The sequence below is a fragment of the Prevotella sp. BV3P1 genome (assembly GCF_000479005.1).
In the GTDB taxonomy this organism is placed as follows: Bacteria; Bacteroidota; Bacteroidia; order Bacteroidales; family Bacteroidaceae; genus Prevotella.
This window is the reverse complement of the sequence record NZ_AWXC01000051.1, coordinates 67459-86141: the sequence shown is the minus strand read 5'-3', so window position 1 is coordinate 86141 and position 18683 is coordinate 67459. Positions and strand designations below refer to the sequence as shown.

Genomic DNA, 18683 nt, shown 5'->3' with positions numbered 1-18683 from the left:
TTATACTTGGAGTCCGTTTCATAAATCATATTTTCGGTCTGACGACAAAGACCTTGTTTGCCAATGACGGCACACCGTCCGTAAGGGGCTGTGTATCCCTAATACTCTGCCTCGCGTCTTCGGGCAGTCTGTCGGTTTGAGCCGAAAGCGTGCAGACGGAGGATGCGTTAGCGGTAGGCTCAATCGGACGGGACTGCCCTGAGATGTTCCCTTCCATTTCCTTCTGCTCTTCTATGTTCTCTTCTTCCTGCTGTGCGTCTCCCTGCTCAATGGGCTTCAAGGAAAGCTGTATCTGACGGTCGAGTGCGGCAAGTTCCGTCTTGAGGTCTTTCAGTTGCTCTTCCTTTTTCCACGAGCCATTGACCACCTCCTGCAATACGGGAATATCTTTGGCTATCTTCACCGTATCCGCCTCATATTTCTGTATCAGGCTCGGGATCTTTTCCAACGCATTGAGAAAGTTCATGGAGGCAAGTACCGGATCTGTGGCAATGTTACCGTTGTTGTAGCTGTACTTCATGCCACTCTCTCCCATGATGAAAAACCTGTTCTGCGATAAGTCGAAAAGACTCTGTGAGGAGGATTCGGTCTTGACCACTATCTTGAAACCGTAAAGAGTGCCGATGTCGAAATACTCCCCTTTGGTACGGGCATGCTCCTTGACTTCCGCAAGTTTGGCTGCGATCCGTTTCGGGTCGCTGCCTTCCACGCCTTTCAGCTGTATCGGGTTGAGTTTGTTACCGTCCTTGTCCTTTTGCACCCTGCTCTCAAACAGATCCCGGTCGCTTTTGAAGCGTGCTATCAGTTCCTTGTTCCCATCCACGACACGCAACACCTCGTCCAATCGACTTCGGGAAGTCTGCCTGCTGCGCATAAAGGAACGTCGCTCACTCTCCAAGCCAGCAATCTTCTTCTCTAACTTCGCCTTTTCCAACAAGTCCGTATTTCCCGAAAGAATGGCTACATACTCGGAAAAATTCATCCCCGACTTCTCGTCCATGCTTCCCTCGTCGATGGTACGGCTGCCAAGACGATTGTTCTTCAGCTGCTCTATAAATAATTGCTTATTATATAATAGGTTGAACTTATAACTGTCAAGTGATTTTTCCACTGCATAAATGATTACATCCACCTTGTTGTCCGCATGAAACTTGGCTACTTCGTTTCCTTTACGCACCGCCCGTCCGTCCCGCTGTTCAAGGTCGGAAGGACGCCAGGGACAGTCAAGATGATGGATAGCCACGGCACGTTTCTGGGCGTTCACGCCCGTACCGAGCATAGAGGTGGAACCGAACAGTACCCGAATGGTTCCCTCGTTCATGCCCGCAATGAGCGTCTTTCGAGCCTTGTCGCTCTTCGCCTCCTGTATGAAGCGTATCTCCTGAGCGGGTATGCCGTGGTCCTCCACCAACTTCCGTTTGATTTCGCTGTAAGGATTCCACTCTCCGGGCTTGTAGGTTCCGAGGTCGGAGAATACGAACTGCGTACCTTTCTGTGCGTCATACTTCCGATAATACTCTGCAATCTTGGCGGCACAGTGGGAAGCCTTGTTGTCCACATGATCCGAGTACTTCTCGGGATCTATGAGCCTCAAATCTAAGCTCATCTTCCTCGCCATGTCAGTTGCTATCAGCATCTTGGCTTTTTCTTCCCGTTCCGTAAGCGGAGCTCTTCCCAACAGCTCGGCATTGCCCGTCTTGGCAAACTCCACCAATTTGGCGATGAACTCCTCCTGTTCGGGCGTTGGCGGGATATTGTGCATGATTTCGTTTTTCTCGGGTCGGTCTATGCCGATGTCCTTTGCCGTCCGGTAGTCCGTTATCTGGGCGTAGAACGCTGCCAGCTCTGGTACTTTGATGAAATAGCGGAAACGCTCCTTCTGCACAATCTCGTTGGTGACGGAGAACTCGTAGTCGATACTCTTCTTGGCGAAGATAGCCGCCCAAGCATCGAAGGTCTTGATATTCTGCTGTTCCAATGCCTGCGGGCGGAGGTACTTAAAGAGCAGATACAGCTCCGTGAGGCTGTTGGAGATGGTCGTTCCCGAAAGGAAGGTCGCTCCCAAGTCCCTACCCGTCCGCTCCTGAATGGTGCGGATGGCAAAGAGCATGTTGAGTGCACGCTGACTGCCCTCGCTGTTGCCCAATCCTGCCACACGGTCGTGGCGGGTGTTGAACATCAGATTCTTGAAAGTGTGCGACTCATCCACAAAAAGATGGTCTATGCCCATTGTCTTGAAATCCACCGCGTCGTCCTTTCGATTGTCAATGCGGAATTTGATGTCGGAAAGTTTTGCCTCCAAATTCATTTGACGCTTGACCAATCCCTTTTCCATGGAACGGGAAATCGTATGCCCCTGCTGACGCAACACTTCCAAGTTCTCCTCTACACTGTCCAACTCATCCTGCAAGATGCTTTGCTGTATCTCGTCCGACTGGGGTATCATACCGAACTGATCGTGCGTAAGGACAATGCAATCCCAGTTGTTGTTCTTGATGTCATGGAAGATACGCTGCCTTTTATCGGGTGTAAAATCGTTCTTGCCCGGGTAAAGCAGTTTTGCGTTCGGATATGCCGTGTGGAATGTTTGCGCAATCTCCTGCACGTTGGCTTTCAGGGCAAGAATCATCGGCTTGTTTGCTAAGCCCAATCGCTTCATCTCGTAGGCTGCCACGCACATGATGAGCGTTTTTCCTGCTCCCACCTGATGGTCGCAGATACCCCCTCCGTTGAGTTTGAGCATCCATACGGCATCCTTCTGACTGCCATACAGGCTTTCAATACCCAATCCTTTCAGATTGAGGTCGGGAAACGTCTGATGCGAGCCGTCATATTGCGGTCGCACAAAGCAGTTGAACTTGTCGTTATACAGTTTTTCCAGCTGCTTCTTGAAATCGTCCGGCTGCTCGGCAAGCCAGTCTGTAAAGCCGTTTCGTATCTCATCAATCTTTGAATTTGCCATCTGTATGGCTTCCGTATCCCTTACCTTGACCTCCTTGTCTCCGACCATAATCTTCTTGGTGATGTCGGGAGAAGTATTCAATAGGGCGTGTTTCATTAGCGTAACACCATCATAGCGGCGGTGCTGTCCCCGAACACAGAACTTGTCCCAGATGTTGGCATTGTGCAGGCGTGCATCGACAGAGTACTCGTCCGCACTTGAATTGTAGTGTATCGCCACCTCCGTGTCGAAGAGGAAGGAGGCATAGTCCGAGTATATCTGTACGGGAATCCATCTTTCCCCGAAGTTAAAGTCAAGGTCGGCGAAAGGAATGGGGACAGGCACGGCATCCCTAAGCGCCTGCATGGAGGCAGCGGCTCTTGTATCTTCGGGATGCTCCAACAGATAATGTCCGATGTCGTCCGCCTTGGCGACCACATTCCCTGATATGAACTTCTCGCTTGTCTCATATCCACCCTCCAACGGATTGTAATAGACTTTGCCGTTTAATTCGTTCAGGATGTCCTCTTCCGTTCCGTCGGACAACAGGGAAGCCATGTATTCGAGATCCACGCTTCCGAACTTATTCAGGGATGCGGAAAGGGCTTCGGTGGCAGTCTCCACCTGAGTTACATCGTGCAGACTGAAAGAGACGGGCTGAGTGAAGATGTCCGCCTTGACCGTCTTGCCATCCACCTTGCGTTCCAAGAAAAGTATCTCACGTCCTCCAGCGTCCATCAGAATCATTTCGTGGTTCTTGCGATCGTTGAGATGCCCGTAAAGACGTACAAAACGGTCATACAGGTCATTGAGATGCTGCCGAAGAGAAACATTCTCCGCCTTGTGCTCCGCTTCATAATCATAGAGAGCGTGATAGGCGTCTCTCAGGTCTATGTAGCCCAGCATCTTCTGCCGTTCTTGGGAAGAGAAGTCTATGGGCTGAAACAGGCGGTTGTCCTCCATATCACGGACAAGCGTACCTACCTGAAAGTCCGAGGCGAGCAAAGAACCCTCTTTGAGGTGTTCGTGCCATAAGCCCTCATAGGGACGTGCCAGCATCCCTTTCTCCTTATCCTGCTGCCACCACAGCTCGCCCGTATCTTTTAATCCATTTGCCGTCTCGCTGCTTTGTGAAGTCTCGGGAAACAGAGAGGGGGAAGAAACCGGCTTCGGTTTTGCGGCTGCTTTACGCTTGGGCTTCTTTTCTTGAATGACATTTCCGAAGAGGTCGAACAGTTCCGTCTGTGGCGATACATTCGTTTGAATGGGTTCCGTAGTCGCGGGCTTTTCTTCTGTGTGTGCACCATCAGAAGACAGAGGCTTTTGCACGGTCTGTTTTTCCTCAGAATGAGCAGGGAGAATAACTTCGCTCTGTTGCTGTGTGGGGATATGTTGTTGGTATAATGACAGGTCTAACCGCTTTTCCAGATCTGCCCGCAGGATTTTACCCATATCATTGGCAATGCCTTCCGCCCCTCCGCTGTGGTGGAACAGGATGGCGGGTTTCCCGTATGGATCGGTGTCCTGCTTCCACTCGGTATGCACGATTTGTGACATGCTCCGCAGGTAGGTGTTGAACATCACACCGCTGGGACGCTTCTCGCTTTTGATGAAACGCTGCTCCTCCTCGGTAAGGCATGCCTTGTTACTATTCTTTTGCAGGACAATCAGGTCGCTGCCCACTTCCGTTCCGGCATTCTCCGAAAAGAGATTGTTCGGCAGACGGACTGCCGACACAAGGCGGGTATGGCTCATCAGCCATTCCCGAACAGGTTCGTTCGAGGGAGCGTTCATAACGCCTTGGGAGGTGATGAATGCCAGCACGCCGCCTTCACGAAGCATATCCACACCCTTGACGAAAAAGTAATTGTGCAGGGACATGCGTGCCACCTTGCGTGCCGGCTCGTCCGTCTTGCTGAAGACCGGGTCGAAGACGGCGATGTCCCCAAAAGGAATGTTGCTGCTCACCACGTCAAAATAACCGTTGAACTTGGATTCGATTTCCTCAAATCCACGGATGCGTATCTTGTCGTCGGGATGCAGGGCGGAAAGCAGTTGTCCCGTCAGGATGTCTTTCTCAAAGCCGAATGTGGTGTGTCCTTCGGCTGTGATAGTATTGAACGAGCGGATAAACTCGCCCATTCCTGCCGACGGGTCGAGTATCTTGCCGGGGGTAATGCCTGCCTCTTGCAAGGACGCGGCAATCTCCTGTACTATGGGTTCAGGTGTATAGAAAGCGGTCATCACCGAGTTTTTCAGACTCTGCATATAGCTTTTGTACTGAGTCTCCGAAGCGGTGTTGTCCCGAATAACCCGATGCAGTTCCATAACCAAGGGGAAGAGTTCCACTTCCGACTTGTTCCAGCGTGCGATGTCCTCCATCGAGTTTGCCGGTGAAAGAATACACTTTAAGGCACCGAAACCCGTATAAGCCCGCAACACCTTCATTTCCTCCTCCGTAGCCGTGCGATGCTCCCGATGGAGGGTAAAAACCGTTTGGATGGCATCTATATTCGCCCGAAGATGCTCTTTCTTGTTATAGCTTGCCATCTTCTTCGAGTTTTAATTGGATAAAGCCCGTCAGTTCCGTGTATAGGGCATTGTATTCGGGGGTATAGGCGAAGTCGTCCGAAATAGGATATTTGGAGAAGATCTCCTCCGCAAACGGACGTAATCGTATTGCTGTCTCCCGTACCGCTTCGAGCGGCACATCTGCTGAGAACTCGTTCCACAGAACGGACGTGAGCGTGTCGTGTCGGGAGAAATGCAGTCCCGCATAAAGGGTTTTGTTGGCGATGCCGATACATTCGGCTACGGAAAAGCCGTTGTCAAAGGCTTCGGTATAGGCTTGCGAGGCGGCTTCGGCACGCTCCTTCACGAAAGGAATGTCGTCCGCCAGCTCGGGGTGGCTCTCCCTGAGAAATGAGAGCAGGGAAAGTTCGTAGTATGAAAAATGAATGACTGTCATATGAATGATTTTAGTGAATGTTATGGATTGCCCGAAAAGCTAATTAGTAATCAAGAGAAAGCTAATGAGCTTTCAGCCGGTTGCTCGGTATCTTTTCTGTTATTACTCGGTATCTTTTCGGAGATTACTCGACATCTTTTGAACGACCGTTTATCGGCTCTGAAAAAAAACTTCTCTAAAGAATACTTTTTTGAGGCATAACCCTATAATGCAAAGGCACTCGACGTCCCCGCCGAGTGCCACCACTAAAATCCGCAGTAAAACAATAAGATTGTTATGACCGCATCATTCAGTGGCAAAATTAGCAATTTACGGGGATTTATCTTCGGGATTTGCCCGTTTTCTTGCGTTCGGGGAAGACAAAAACCGTTTTGAAGTCCCCGTCTAACGAGAGCGAAGCCTCGAACCGCTTGCCTGCCTTGGAGGTAAAGCCCTTGATGATGCCGGTTTCCCCATTTACAGCTAACTGGGTCAGCTGTTCGTCCGTAAGGCTTTTGCCCGCAACGGTGCGGAAAAGCGTCCATCCGCAATCGGCATCCGAACATTTGGCACATTTGGAATGAAATACCATCGTACCCTTACCGCACTTGGGGCAATGGATGTCGCTTCGCCTTTGAGGGAAGAGGATTTTGGACGAGAGCAGTTCGTCGGTAATCTGCGTGGCATAAGACTCGATGTCCTTGCGGAAATCTTTTTCCTTCATCTCTCCACGTTCTATCTTCGCCAAGTCTGCCTCCCACTGCCCGGTCATCTCGGCATTGCCGATTTTCATTTCCTTGACGATGGAATAGAGGACAAGTCCTTTTTCGGTAGGCACGAGCGACTTCTCCTTACGTACCATATACTCGCGGGTAAAGAGCGTTTCGATGATGGCGGCACGGGTGGCAGGAGTGCCGATGCCGCAATCTTTCAGACAGACACGCAGTTCCTCGTCTTCCAACTCCTTGCCTGCCGTCTCCATTGCAGAAAGTAAGGAACTTTCCGTGTGTAGCGGTTTGGGCTTGGTTGTCCCTTGTGCCAACGAACAGGCGGAAATGGCAAGTTGCATGCCTTCGTTCCATTCCGGAATGAGGACTCCTTCGCCATTCTCACGGCTTTCTCGCTCTTCGGCTTCGAGCTGTTCCTTGTCTTTGCCTTTCTCGTTTTTAAGGATGCTACGCCAGCCTTCCTGCCTGATGATTTCTCCTTTGAGCGTGAACTTTACACCTTCGCACAAGGCGGTTACGGTGGTAACGTCTTTTTCACACCGAGGGGAGAAGGCTTCCAGCATACGCCCCGCAATCATATTGTAGATGACCGCTTCCTCTCCGAATACATCTATCGGCTTTTTGCCCGTGATGAGCAGGGCGTGGTGGTCGGTCACTTTCTTCCCGTTTACCGACCGGGCATTGAGGACGAAAAGGTTACGGGTATGGATACCCCATACGGGATGGTCGTGCAGGAAGGCAATCAATGCGGGGATTTCCTCGAAGACATCCTCCGAGATATAACGACTTCCGGTGCGCGGATAGGTAATGTATCCTCTTTCATAAAGTTTCTGTGCCAGCGTGAGGGTCTGTTCTGCCGAATAACGGTGTCGGCTGTTGGCTTCCTTCTGCAAGGTGGTCAGGTCGTACAAAAGAGGCGGTTCCTGCTTCGCCTCCTTGCGGACTATCGTTTCTATTGTGATGTGAGAGGCGGCTTTGATCTTCTCATACAAGGCGGTGGCTTCTTCCTTGTTGAAGCAACGTTCGGGATTAGAGAAACGGAAGTTTTCATCGCCGTCCTTTACGGAAAGGCTTAGCTGCCAAAACGGTTGTGGCGTAAACTTTTTATTTTCCCAGAAGCGGGAGCAGACCATGCAGAGCGTCGGAGTCTGTACCCTGCCTAACGAGTAGGTGCCATAACCTGCCGCTATGGAAACGGCTTGGGTGGCATTGATGCCCACGAGCCAGTCGGCTTCGCTGCGTGCTCGGGCGGCATAGTAAAGATTGTCGTACTCGGCTCCGCTTTTGAGATGGGCAAGTCCTTCCCGAATGGCTTTGTCCGTGAGCGAACTGATCCAGAGTCGCTCAAAAGGCTTGGCGATGCCAAGATACTCGTAGATGAATCTGAATATTAACTCACCCTCACGTCCTGCGTCGGTGGCTACGATGATGCTCTCTGCCGCTTTGAAGAGTTTTTCAATGACTTTGAGCTGGGCAACGACACTCGGGTCTGCCTTGTAGCCTTTACCGCTCTTGACTTGGCGGGGAATAAGGGTAAAGACGGGAGGAAGAATCGGAAGGTTCTCCTTGTGAAAACCTTTGAAGCCGTAGGCTTCGGGCATGGCCGCCGTTATCAGGTGTCCCAATGCCCATGTGACGGTGTAGTTACTGCCTTCTATATAGCCCTCTTTTCTGTTTGTTGCCCGAACGACGCGGGCTATCTCACGGGCTACGCTCGGTTTTTCTGCTATGATGACTTTCATACGATTTTACTTTTGGATGTTAGTGGTGGCGGATTACATTTTCATTCCCTTGGAACGCTTCTGTTCCTGCTTCTCTTCTTTCTGCTCGGCGGTGGGCTGTGTCTGTCCTTCTTTCAGAGGCTCTTTCACATGCTTCGTCGCTTCGTTGGTCTTGCCTTCGGAATTGACGGCTACCTGTGTCTTGGAGGCGTTGTCGGGAACAACTTCTTTGGCTTGGGGCTTGTCGGGATTCCATTTGAAGAAATCGAACTTGTCCTTCTCAAAGTTGGCACGGACGTATGCGTTGAACGGCTGTCCCTGCTTGTCTTTCAAGCCTTCCATATAGACCGTTCCGCCTTCCTTGAGCTTGGCTTGCTCTTCCGGCGAGACCTCCCTTCCCAACAACTTCTTGGGTATGCGGACTCCTTGCCGCTTCTCCTGATTTTCTGCTTTACGGCTGTCTTGCTGCTGTCCTTGGCTTTGCTTGGGTGAGCCGAAACGAAATTCAATTGCCCGCTTGTCGGCGTTGAACTGGAGGTTGGCGTTGAAACTCTTTCCCGTCTTGGCTGTCATTCCCTCCACATAGATGCTCTTGCCTTCCGACAAATCCTTCTTCTGCTCTTCGCTCAGTTTTACGCCCTTGATTTCATCAGGGATACGAACTTTATCGGCACTCAAAGCGATGATGTCGTTGGTCAGTCGGTCGATACTCACGAAACTGCGGGTGGGTTTATCGCTATTGGGAAAGGTCAGTTCCACGGTACGTCCGAGGTTGCCCGTTTCTCTCAGGGCATTCTTGTCCTCGTCGGTGAAGGTGTGCCCGAAGAACTCCCGCTCCAACTGAGGCTCCTTGCGGATGGCGTGGACAACGGGGATAAATCTGCCGTCCTCTGTCTCACGTAATGAAAGGCGTGCGTCCGTATGGAGAGCTACGTCTCCGATTTTTACGCTGATGGGGACAAGGTGGGGTGATTTTCGGTATTTTAGCATGGCTTCAAGCTCCTTGCCCTTTTCAAGGCTCTCACGGCTCACGCCCATCTTGGAGAACTGCTCCCAGTCAATCTTCTCGGGGTCTATCTCCTGAAAGGTCCGCTTCTGCTCTCCTGCATAGTCCGAAGGAATCACACGGGCAGAGTCCAGCATCTCCTTGTTGGAGGGGACATCCGGAGCTTTGAGCATCTCGGCGAGAACCCGTGCGCTGGCAACAACACCCTCGAAGGGGACTTTGAAGAAGTGAAATTGTGTGGGGTTCTTGAACTGCCGCATGAAGTTGGAGAGGAAATTCTCCAAGGCGTTGCTGTGCTTGTCGAACTTCAAGAAACTCTGCTCATGTTCGGCGGTAGGCGGTACAGTTTTCAGTCCGCCTTTCTCGTCCGTCCCTGAGACGGCTTTGAGATTCTCGTCCTTGGGGTCTTTCACCAAAAGGACTTCTTGGTCTTTGATTTTTTCGTCCATATTACAATGTATTTAATGACACCAACAGCGGTGTATGAACAAAGGTAAATCAAAGAAACTGTGCATATTAGCAGTTGGAAATAACTGCGTACTTGTGGCATTGATATGGATGAAAGTGGCAAAAAAAGAGGTATGACTCAACACCATACCTCCATATTTTTTATTGATTAAATTATTGCATCGACAATAGTTTGCAGTACATTCCGTCTTTTGCTGCAAGTTCTGAATGCGTCCCGTTCTCTACAATGCGTCCCTTGTCCATCACGATAATCTGATTAGCATTGCGAATGGTTTGCAGGTGATGGGCTATGACCAAAACTGTACGATTTCGGATAAGGGCGGACATCGCCTGTTGTATCTTATATTCATTGACAGGATCGACATTGCTCGTTATCTCGTCCAAAAGAATGATGGGAGCATCTTTTAGGAACGCACGGGCGATTGAAAGCCTTTGTTTCTGCCCTCCAGATAGTCCCAAACCGTTTTCTCCGATTTTTGTTTCATAACCTTCCGGCAGACTGACGATAAAATCGTGTATCATCGCCCGTCGTGCAGCTTCCTCGATTTCTTCCTGCGTAGCATTGCGGTTGCCCACTTTGATATTATTGGCAATGGTATCTGAAAAGAGAATAACATTCTGCATCACTACACTGATTTTACCGAGTAGATAATCATAGTCCATTTCTCGAATGTCTATACCACCGATACGAATACTGCCGGTCTGCGGTTCCCAGAAACGGAGTAACAGGTTGGTAATGGTTGTTTTACCAGAACCTGACGAGCCAACAAGTGCCGTTACCGTTCCTTCGGGAACATGGAACGTGAGATCTTTCATCTCAAAACCTTCCTTCTCATAATGGAAACCAACTTTGTCAAAGGAAAGATTGAAATGGGTTGCTGTTTTCGGCTGTTCAGGATTGGTGATAACAGGGGCATTCAACAAATGGGAAATGCGTCCGTAGCTGTCCTTTACCTTGATGTAATTCAGCCAATGACTTTCCATATTGACAAAAGGCTTGTAGAATTCTTTTGAGACGATGACGAACATCAGATAAGCGAAAAGAGAAAGTTCACCTTGCTGTGTCCACCAAAGACCGATTGTAGCCATCAGAGCGAAAGCCAATTCTATCAAAAAAGTGTATCTACCCACACTTACAGCAGCCAAACGGGAAATATTCTTACTGCTTTCTCCAAATTCACTGACAGAGTGGTCGAGTCTGTCACGGAACATTCCTTTTCCACCAAACACTTTCAGCACGGGTATGCCCTTGACATATTCCACGAAGAGACTGACCATATCCGCCAGATTATCCTGTGCCTCCTCCTGTGCTTTCATTCCCGAACGAATGCCCCGATACAGAGAAAATAGGGCAATGGGAAGAATGGCAACCATCGTCAATCCCATGCGCCAGTCCACACAGAACAGCCCGACGCCGAGTATCAGAGCTACAATGAAGTCGGCGGACATTCGCGTCCAAAGATGACCCACAACCATCTCCATATTATCGACGTCTTTGTGAATGACTGTACTTATCTCTCCCAGACGCTCATTGGTATAGAAACCGAGTGAAAACATTTTCAGTTTCAATATGATTTTCTCGCGGATACGTTCCACAAGATCAAATCCGGCAAAATGCTTACTCATATCGGCAATGGCATTGGATATGGTTTTCAAGACCAGCAGACTGCCGAGTACCCATGCTGCCAAAATGAAAGAGATGCTTTCTCCCTGTATATGACGGTTGATGAGAAACAAGACTGTGAGCATTATCGCCGTGCCGCAAAGGGCATAAACCACGAAAAACAGTGCGGAGATAATCAGATGCCGCACTCCGCGAGCGGTCAATTCATTCAGTATATTGCGTACCATTCTTATTCCTCCTCTTCTTTTAATTGCCATTTACTTACTTGTTCCTGTGTTTCCGTCATATTGCGGTACAGAGAACAGTCTTTCATCAGTTCTTGGTGTGTTCCTTTCGACACAACCTGCCCTTTGTCCATCACAACAATACGCTCCATATCCTGAATGGTATTGAGACGGTGAGCAATCGCAATGACGGTCTTGTTGCGCTGCAATTCATCAAGAGCTTCTTGAATTAGTTTCTCATTCTCTCCGTCCAATGCGGCAGTAGCTTCATCGAGAATAACTATTGGAGAGTCTTTGAGCAATATTCGGGCAATGGAAATACGCTGTTTTTCTCCGCCGGAGAATTTTACGCCGGCTTCGCCTGCCAGCGTATCATAACCATTCGGCAAGCCCATGATAAAATCATGAATACGAGCACGCTGTGCTGCCATTTCCACTTCCTTTTGTGTGGCGGTTGGTCTTCCTATACGGATATTATCCCGAATGGTTGTGTTAAAGAGAAAAACCTCCTGCTGTACCATCGAAAAATAATCAGCGATATTACGTTCGGAGAGTTCCGTAATATTCTCTCCTCCCAGTCGTATAGTACCTGTTTGGGGTTGCCAGAACCCCATCATCAAACTTGCCAGCGTGGTTTTTCCCGACCCGGATTCGCCCACGATTGCAGTATGGCTTCCTCTCGGAAATTGAAGACATACATCTTTCAGCGCATTGTCTTCCTTGTTTGGATAGGAGAACGTAACATGCTCGAAACAAACATCCGTCTGTGTCGTATCTGTTTTCTTGTCCGCAGTTTCCTTTGTCTGTACCTCTGTAATGGACTGTACTTTTGCCAACGACTGACCATAGACGATTCGGAAATGTTGGAATGTTGCCAACTTAGCAAAGGAGGACGAGAATAGTCCGCCCAATATCAGGGCAAGGATAAAACGTGCCACCGTCAGTTCGCCCGAAGTCATCAGCCATAGCCCGACAAGGGTCATTACCACGATACCACCTTCCAAGAACATCGTTATGAGCGCCATCGGAACAGTAACGCTGAACATGCTCCGCTTCACCCAATGAATATAATCGCGCATACCGCCAAGTACCCGTACCGTTCTGTTTTCCTCGTTACTGAAAGCCTTGATTACCGATATGGTAGCCACATATTCCAAAAGGTCTTCCGACATTTTTTGCGTACTTTCCATAAAGTGTTGAAAGTTCTTTCCCCAAAGTGTTTTGACAGCCATTTGCAGAAGAAATGCTACAGGCAAAAGAGAAATGAGCGACAGCCCCAAACGCCAGTCCAACACCATAATGATTATCCAGAGTAAGGCAGGAAAAAGCGTAGCCGAAAGGATTTCAGGTAATCCGTGCGCTAAATAAATTTCAATTTGTTCCACATCGTGGTTGATAATATTCACCAATTCGCCAACTTTCCGTTCTTGAAAGAAACCGAGTGGCAAGCGTTGCAGATGACTTATGATACGCAACCTCAATCGTGTAAGGGCATTGTAAGCCGACCGGTGTGCCCGCCAAATCGATGTTCCATAGAATACTCCCCGAAGCAGTGCGAATAGTACCATTATTCCTCCAATACCCGAAACTATTATGGGAGAGAGCGTGCCATTCATCAACTTATCCACTGCCCATACTACCAGCAGTATAGGGAGTGTACCAAAAATAAGGTGCAATATGACCACTGCATTGGAGAGCAGACTGCGGCTCTCCCGTTCCTCATCAAGAGGTCTGACTTTTTGTTTATCCATATATGTGTCGTTTTGATTTTTCTGCTGCAAAGGTACGGCAACGAACATGGGTAAAATAACCCCGATAAGCATTACACTACCCCCAAACAACAATTTGCACGCATATAAACACAACAGGGGCATAAGCGTGAACAGCGGGGGTATTTATTTACTCGGCAGGTAAGTACCTTTGCACAGAATTTCATAAACAAATAAGATATGTCAATCAGCTCAATAGTCCATTTATATAAAAGAATGCTCATTGTCGGATTTCTATTGTTGTGGTCTTATCCTATGTTTGCACAACTGCAACCAACTGAAATAAAAGTTATTGATGCAGAGACTGGAGACAACATAGAATTTGCCACCATACAATGGAAAGGTTTGAATGCTCCAACGTACACGAATGGTACGACTACAAATAGGAAAGGCATTGCAAAACTAAATGCATCAAGTAATCAAAAACTTATGCTTATGGTAAGTTATGTCGGCTATCAGTCTATTACCGATACGATTACTGCAAATGGGAAGCGTTATACCATAAAACTACTCCCGGAATCAACAGAGCTGGCAGATGTAGTCGTAGTTGGGAAAACAAGAACACAAGTTCTCAGAGAGTCGCCTGAAGCAGTTTCTGTAATAAATGCGAAAGAACTTCAAGGCAGATCTATTTCGTTAGAAACCGTTTTGAATAAAACCATAGGTTTGAAAGTCGGGCATACCGGTGGTTTGGGGAGCAGTTCGAGAATTATTGTTCATGGATTGGAAGGAAACCGCATTCAAATCTTATGGGACGGAATACCAATGAGTACTTCTGATGGGGCTTTTTCTCTTGATGAAATTCCGATAGACATTATAGAAAGAATAGAAGTCTATAAGAGTATCATTCCTGCCCGTTTCGGTTGCGATGGATTGGGAGGCGCTGTCAATATCGTTACGAAAGAGTTTAGTACGGATTATTTAGATGCCTCGTATGAATTAGGTTCTTATCAAACACACAAAGGAAGCGTCTTCTCTCGCAAGAATTTTCCAAAGAGTGGCATTCTGCTCGGTGCGGGAGGTTATTATACATCTGCAAAGAATGACTACTCTTTCAGAGTTCCCGAGAGAGAGAATCTGTTGGTAAGGCGTGACCATGACCGTTTTCGTTCGTATATGTTGAAAGGAAAAATTGCTTTCACGAAACTTTGGTTCAATGAGATTAGTACCGAGTTCGGGTACTATAATCGTTTCAATGAAATCCAAGGCATCTTAAAAAACATACAACACGCCGAAGACCAATCAGGAATGTTTATGTTGGAAAACAAACTGATAAAAAGCGGAATGCTGAACGACCGCCTTCACTTTGAGTCCCATTTCTCCCTCTCGCATACAACAAACAATTTTGTGGATACGGCACGAGTTAATCACGATTTCGAGGGAAACATATATCCGAGTCCGAACGGAATGGGAGAAACGGGGGACGTCCCTCATAACTCAAACGACAAAGGATTGGAAATCAACGAACGTATCAATCTTGATTACAGATTGTCTGCCAATCACAGTTTGAATCTGAACACACTCATTAACTATGCACGAAGACAACCGAGCGATAACATTGCAAGTCAGCATGCAGGTTTTGTCATCGGGGGATTTCCCAGTAAAAAGACCAGTGTCGTATCGGGGTTGACTTGGGAGGCAAAACTCTTTGACAAGAAACTGACGAATATGCTCTCCGCAAAGTATTTCCACCTCCATTCCGAGATAGAAGATTTGACTTCATACGAGATGATTGAGGCTCCGAAGAAAAAGAACAATACGACCTCACAAATCGGCTGGATAGAGGCAATAAAATACGAGCCTTTCAGAGGTTTTCATCTGAAAGCATCTTACCAGCGGGCAATACGCCTCCCCAATTCGCAAGAGTTGTTCGGCGATGGTATCATCACCTTTCCTGCTGCTGGATTGAAACCGGAGAAAAGCCACAACTTCAATCTGGGCTTCTTGATAGATAAAAACGACATACTCGGCTTATCGCGATTGCAGTTTGAAGTGAACGGCTTTTATATGCAGGTAAGTGATATGATAAAACTGATGAAACAGCACATGGCAGCCGGATATGTGAACGCAGAAAAGGTACATATTAAAGGTATAGAAACCGAATTAAAACTGGACATCTCACCAACGGTCTATGCCTACGGAAATCTGACTTATCAAGATGTGCGCGATGTCTTGAACTATTTACCCGGTACCCAAGCCCCCAATCCGACAAAAGGATTGCGACTGCCGAACATTCCCTATTTATTCGCCAACTTCGGGGCGGAGTATCACAGCGACCGGTTATTCAAGAATTGGTATGTCAAGGCTTTCTGGGACGGCAAATTTACTGAGGAGTTCTTCTATTTCTGGGAACTAACCGAATTGCAGAAACGACGTATTCCCCGCAGTTTCGTCAATGACATAGGTCTGCTACTGACCTACAAAAACAAATATTCCGTAGCCTTGGAATGCCATAATATAATGAACAAAGAGGTCTGGGACCAGTTCCGCCAACCATTGGCAGGACGGACATTCCACCTCAAATTCAGGTACGTCTTCTCGAAAGGAATTTTCTAATTTAACAAATATAAAAGATGAATACAACAATTTTCAATCGCATAGCCTTTTCCGCTATGCTGGTCGGCGTCATAGGGCTGACATCTTGTAACAAAAATGATGAACCTACGCCTACCCCTCAAGAGGTGCAGCAGCATTTTGTCTTTATCAATCAGATTGACCAAAAGACCGACTATTTGGGGACATTCTCGGATCTCTTGCAGAAAGAGGTCAACAATAAAAATACATACGAGTTCGGCTTCGGTACTTATCCCTTTGTCCATGGCAATATAGTATTGATTGCCGAAGGAGTGTGGGGCGATAAAATTCATCAATTCACTAGAGATACCAAAGGACATTTGGTGAAAGGTCAGACAATGACTTTTGGGCAGGACTCTCGTCCGGGAGAAATTGCTTTCTTCAATAATGAAACAGCCTATGTATCGCTCAGTAAACGAGGGAAGATTGGCATATTCAATCCTCAAACAATGCAGCAAAAAGATGAGATTGATCTTGCAAAATATGCAACGAATGACAATAATCCCGACCCGGGATGCAATGTAATCCGTGATGGAAAACTTTACGTCTCTCTTAATCAGAAAAATTCACCTCACACCTCATGGCCCGGAACGGGAGCAGAGGTTGCCATCATTGACTTGAAGACAAACACGGTAGAAAAGGTAATTAAAGACAATCGAACTGCATCTGTAGGACTTTTTCGTCATTCCTCGGCTATCAAGGACGAACATGGAGACATCTACTTCTACAGTATAGGCATGGATGGGATGAATCCTTTGAAAGACGGCTTCTTACGTATAAAAAAAGGAACTGATGAATGGGATAAGGATTATTACTTCCAATTATCCAAAACAAAAGTAACAGGTCTAGACACTGATGCTGCCTATATCCTTCCGTTCTATTATGCAGGAGGTGGAATAGCATATGCTTGTATTAACATCCCTGCTTACACTCAACACAATGACCTTATGCAATCATCAATTCTTGATTTCAACTATCAACCGGTTAAAATCAATCTTTGGAATAAAACCATCGAAAAACTCGATCTTCCATTGACCACAAGCATGGGAGCTTTTGCTTGTACACGATATAAGGATTTTATAGTCTTTGGTATGACGTGCAAAGAAGGCACAGGATACTATACTTACAATACCAAAACGGGGGAATGCTCGCAAAGACCAGTTGTTACCACCATAGGAGTACCTTCAAGTTTAATCGCATTTGAATAAGCTCCCATTAAAAACATTTCTCATGGAGCTATTGGTCCTTTTCTAAGAGTAATACGGATAAAAACTTGTGATAATTCGAGTTTTTATCCGTATTTGTTTGTAACTTTGCAAAAAGACATAAAATATGACTATAGAATTTTGTGCCATCAACAAACCCGAAGATTGGATGGAGATGGTTGCCGAGCAATTTGGTACATCAGTAATAAACGATGGATTTACTATTCCTTCTTCTATGGGTAGTGGATTTTTCAAACAGTATTATCCCCTGCCATGGCTCACATTGACTTACATCAATTTCATAGCATACGAGCCGATAACTATGGTACGTCGCTCGGTGGAAAAGTCGAAATGGATTCCTGTGATGTTCTATATCAATGAGCATAAGCACGAGCAGATAATTGGAACAAGTACTAAAACGGTCGGAGTGGACACGCTCGATGGCATCTTTATGCCTTCAAGCAGCATTCCGACTGAGTGGAGTTTTCCACCAAAGAAACGATACGAAAATATTACACTGACTTTCAATAAAGATTGGATTGAAAAGATTGATGCAGCATATGAAACCTATATCGGTCGGCTTCTCCAATCGGACAAGGCTTTTTATTTGTTTGAGACAATTACACCTGCAATGCAACAGGTCTTGGATAACATTAAATCAATAACTGAAATCGACAATCCTTTTTCAACGCTTCATTTGCATGGAAAAACTATGGAATTACTGACGATGTACTTTGAAAAGATCGAAAAACGTTCGGAAGTAAAATCTCTTGCCAACCTAAACTTGAATGATGTTGAATCAGTATTCCGTGTTCGTCGCCAGATTCTTCAAAGTCTCAGTGATGTACCGAGTATTCCCGAATTGGCGCGTGAAGCTAATATGAGCAGTTCCAAATTACAAAAGTGCTTCAAGCAGGTTATTGGAAAAGCTATCGCCGAATATGCCCTATCCGAAAAGATGGAATGGGCAAAACGACTGCTTTCCACTCGCCTCTACTCGGTGTCAGAAGTAGGCTATAAAATTGGATATGCCAATCTCAGTCATTTCACGGAGGCTTTCTGCAAATATCACAGGATAAAACCCAAGCAATATCTTGATTCGTTGTAATTCAACTTAACAGGGGTATCACTATACTTTTTACGGATATTTTGTCTCAATAAAACATATGAACTTTGCCCGTAAATTAAAAGGGCAACGAAGATAACACCTGATGAGAATCTTCTTTTCATATCTCTTGCTCTATCATCTGTTTTGACTATTCAATGTTATTCAGATGTATTTACTCTTTCAGAAGAATAGTAAAACCATTCATAGATTAGGAATATGAAAAGACTCGTAAAAAAGAACTCTTTTAAAATGCTACTCTCTGAAAATACAACGAAAGCTACTGCTTGCTTAATAAGAGAAATCTTAAAGCTCGTAGCCACAGAGAGAAAAGTATGTTCATTATTTAGAACCTTGCATTACACTCGATT

Annotated in this window: 9 protein-coding genes; 3 read left to right on the top strand and 6 right to left on the bottom strand. The window is 46.9% G+C overall.

Annotated elements, in window-relative coordinates; genetic code table 11:
• Positions 1–25: 25 nt before the first annotated feature.
• The 6 genes from HMPREF1254_RS09535 to HMPREF1254_RS09510 form a co-directional block, all read right to left on the bottom strand.
• Positions 26–5491 carry a helicase-related protein gene (locus HMPREF1254_RS09535; protein ID WP_023058389.1) on the bottom strand — a complete coding sequence of 1822 codons (5466 nt, stop codon included), beginning with the start codon at positions 5489–5491 and terminating at the stop codon, positions 26–28.
• A complete protein-coding gene (locus HMPREF1254_RS09530) occupies positions 5478–5909 on the bottom strand; it encodes a DUF1896 family protein (RefSeq protein WP_023058468.1) in 432 nt (143 codons plus the stop codon). Before HMPREF1254_RS09530 ends, HMPREF1254_RS09535 begins: the two co-directional genes overlap by 14 nt.
• Before the next feature lie 319 nt (positions 5910–6228).
• The gene (locus tag HMPREF1254_RS09525) at positions 6229–8358 is read right to left on the bottom strand and encodes a type IA DNA topoisomerase (protein WP_023058387.1); all 2130 of its coding nucleotides are present in this window, start codon (positions 8356–8358) and stop codon (positions 6229–6231) included.
• 33 nt (positions 8359–8391) lie between these two features.
• Positions 8392–9792: a DUF3945 domain-containing protein gene (locus HMPREF1254_RS09520; RefSeq protein WP_023058451.1), complete on the bottom strand. Its 1401-nt coding sequence runs from the start codon at positions 9790–9792 to the stop codon at positions 8392–8394.
• Positions 9793–9964: 172 nt separating this feature from the next.
• Complete coding sequence (locus HMPREF1254_RS09515) at positions 9965–11662, bottom strand: ABC transporter ATP-binding protein (RefSeq protein ID WP_023058494.1); 1698 nt, start codon at positions 11660–11662, stop codon at positions 9965–9967.
• Positions 11663–11664: 2 nt separating this feature from the next.
• Positions 11665–13410, bottom strand: a complete 1746-nt coding sequence (locus tag HMPREF1254_RS09510) for an ABC transporter ATP-binding protein (protein ID WP_036878971.1) — start codon at positions 13408–13410, stop codon at positions 11665–11667.
• A gap of 198 nt (positions 13411–13608) precedes the next feature.
• Between HMPREF1254_RS09510 and HMPREF1254_RS09505 the strand changes: the two genes are divergently transcribed.
• The 3 genes from HMPREF1254_RS09505 (at position 13609) to HMPREF1254_RS09495 (ending at position 18315) form a co-directional block, all read left to right on the top strand.
• Entirely contained in the window at positions 13609–15984 is a 2376-nt protein-coding gene (locus HMPREF1254_RS09505; RefSeq protein ID WP_036873531.1) for a TonB-dependent receptor, read from the top strand.
• 17 nt (positions 15985–16001) lie between these two features.
• Entirely contained in the window at positions 16002–17210 is a 1209-nt protein-coding gene (locus HMPREF1254_RS09500; protein WP_023058479.1) for a hypothetical protein, read from the top strand.
• A gap of 124 nt (positions 17211–17334) precedes the next feature.
• Positions 17335–18315, top strand: a complete 981-nt coding sequence (locus HMPREF1254_RS09495; RefSeq protein WP_023058437.1) for a helix-turn-helix domain-containing protein — start codon at positions 17335–17337, stop codon at positions 18313–18315.
• Positions 18316–18683: the final 368 nt, after the last annotated feature.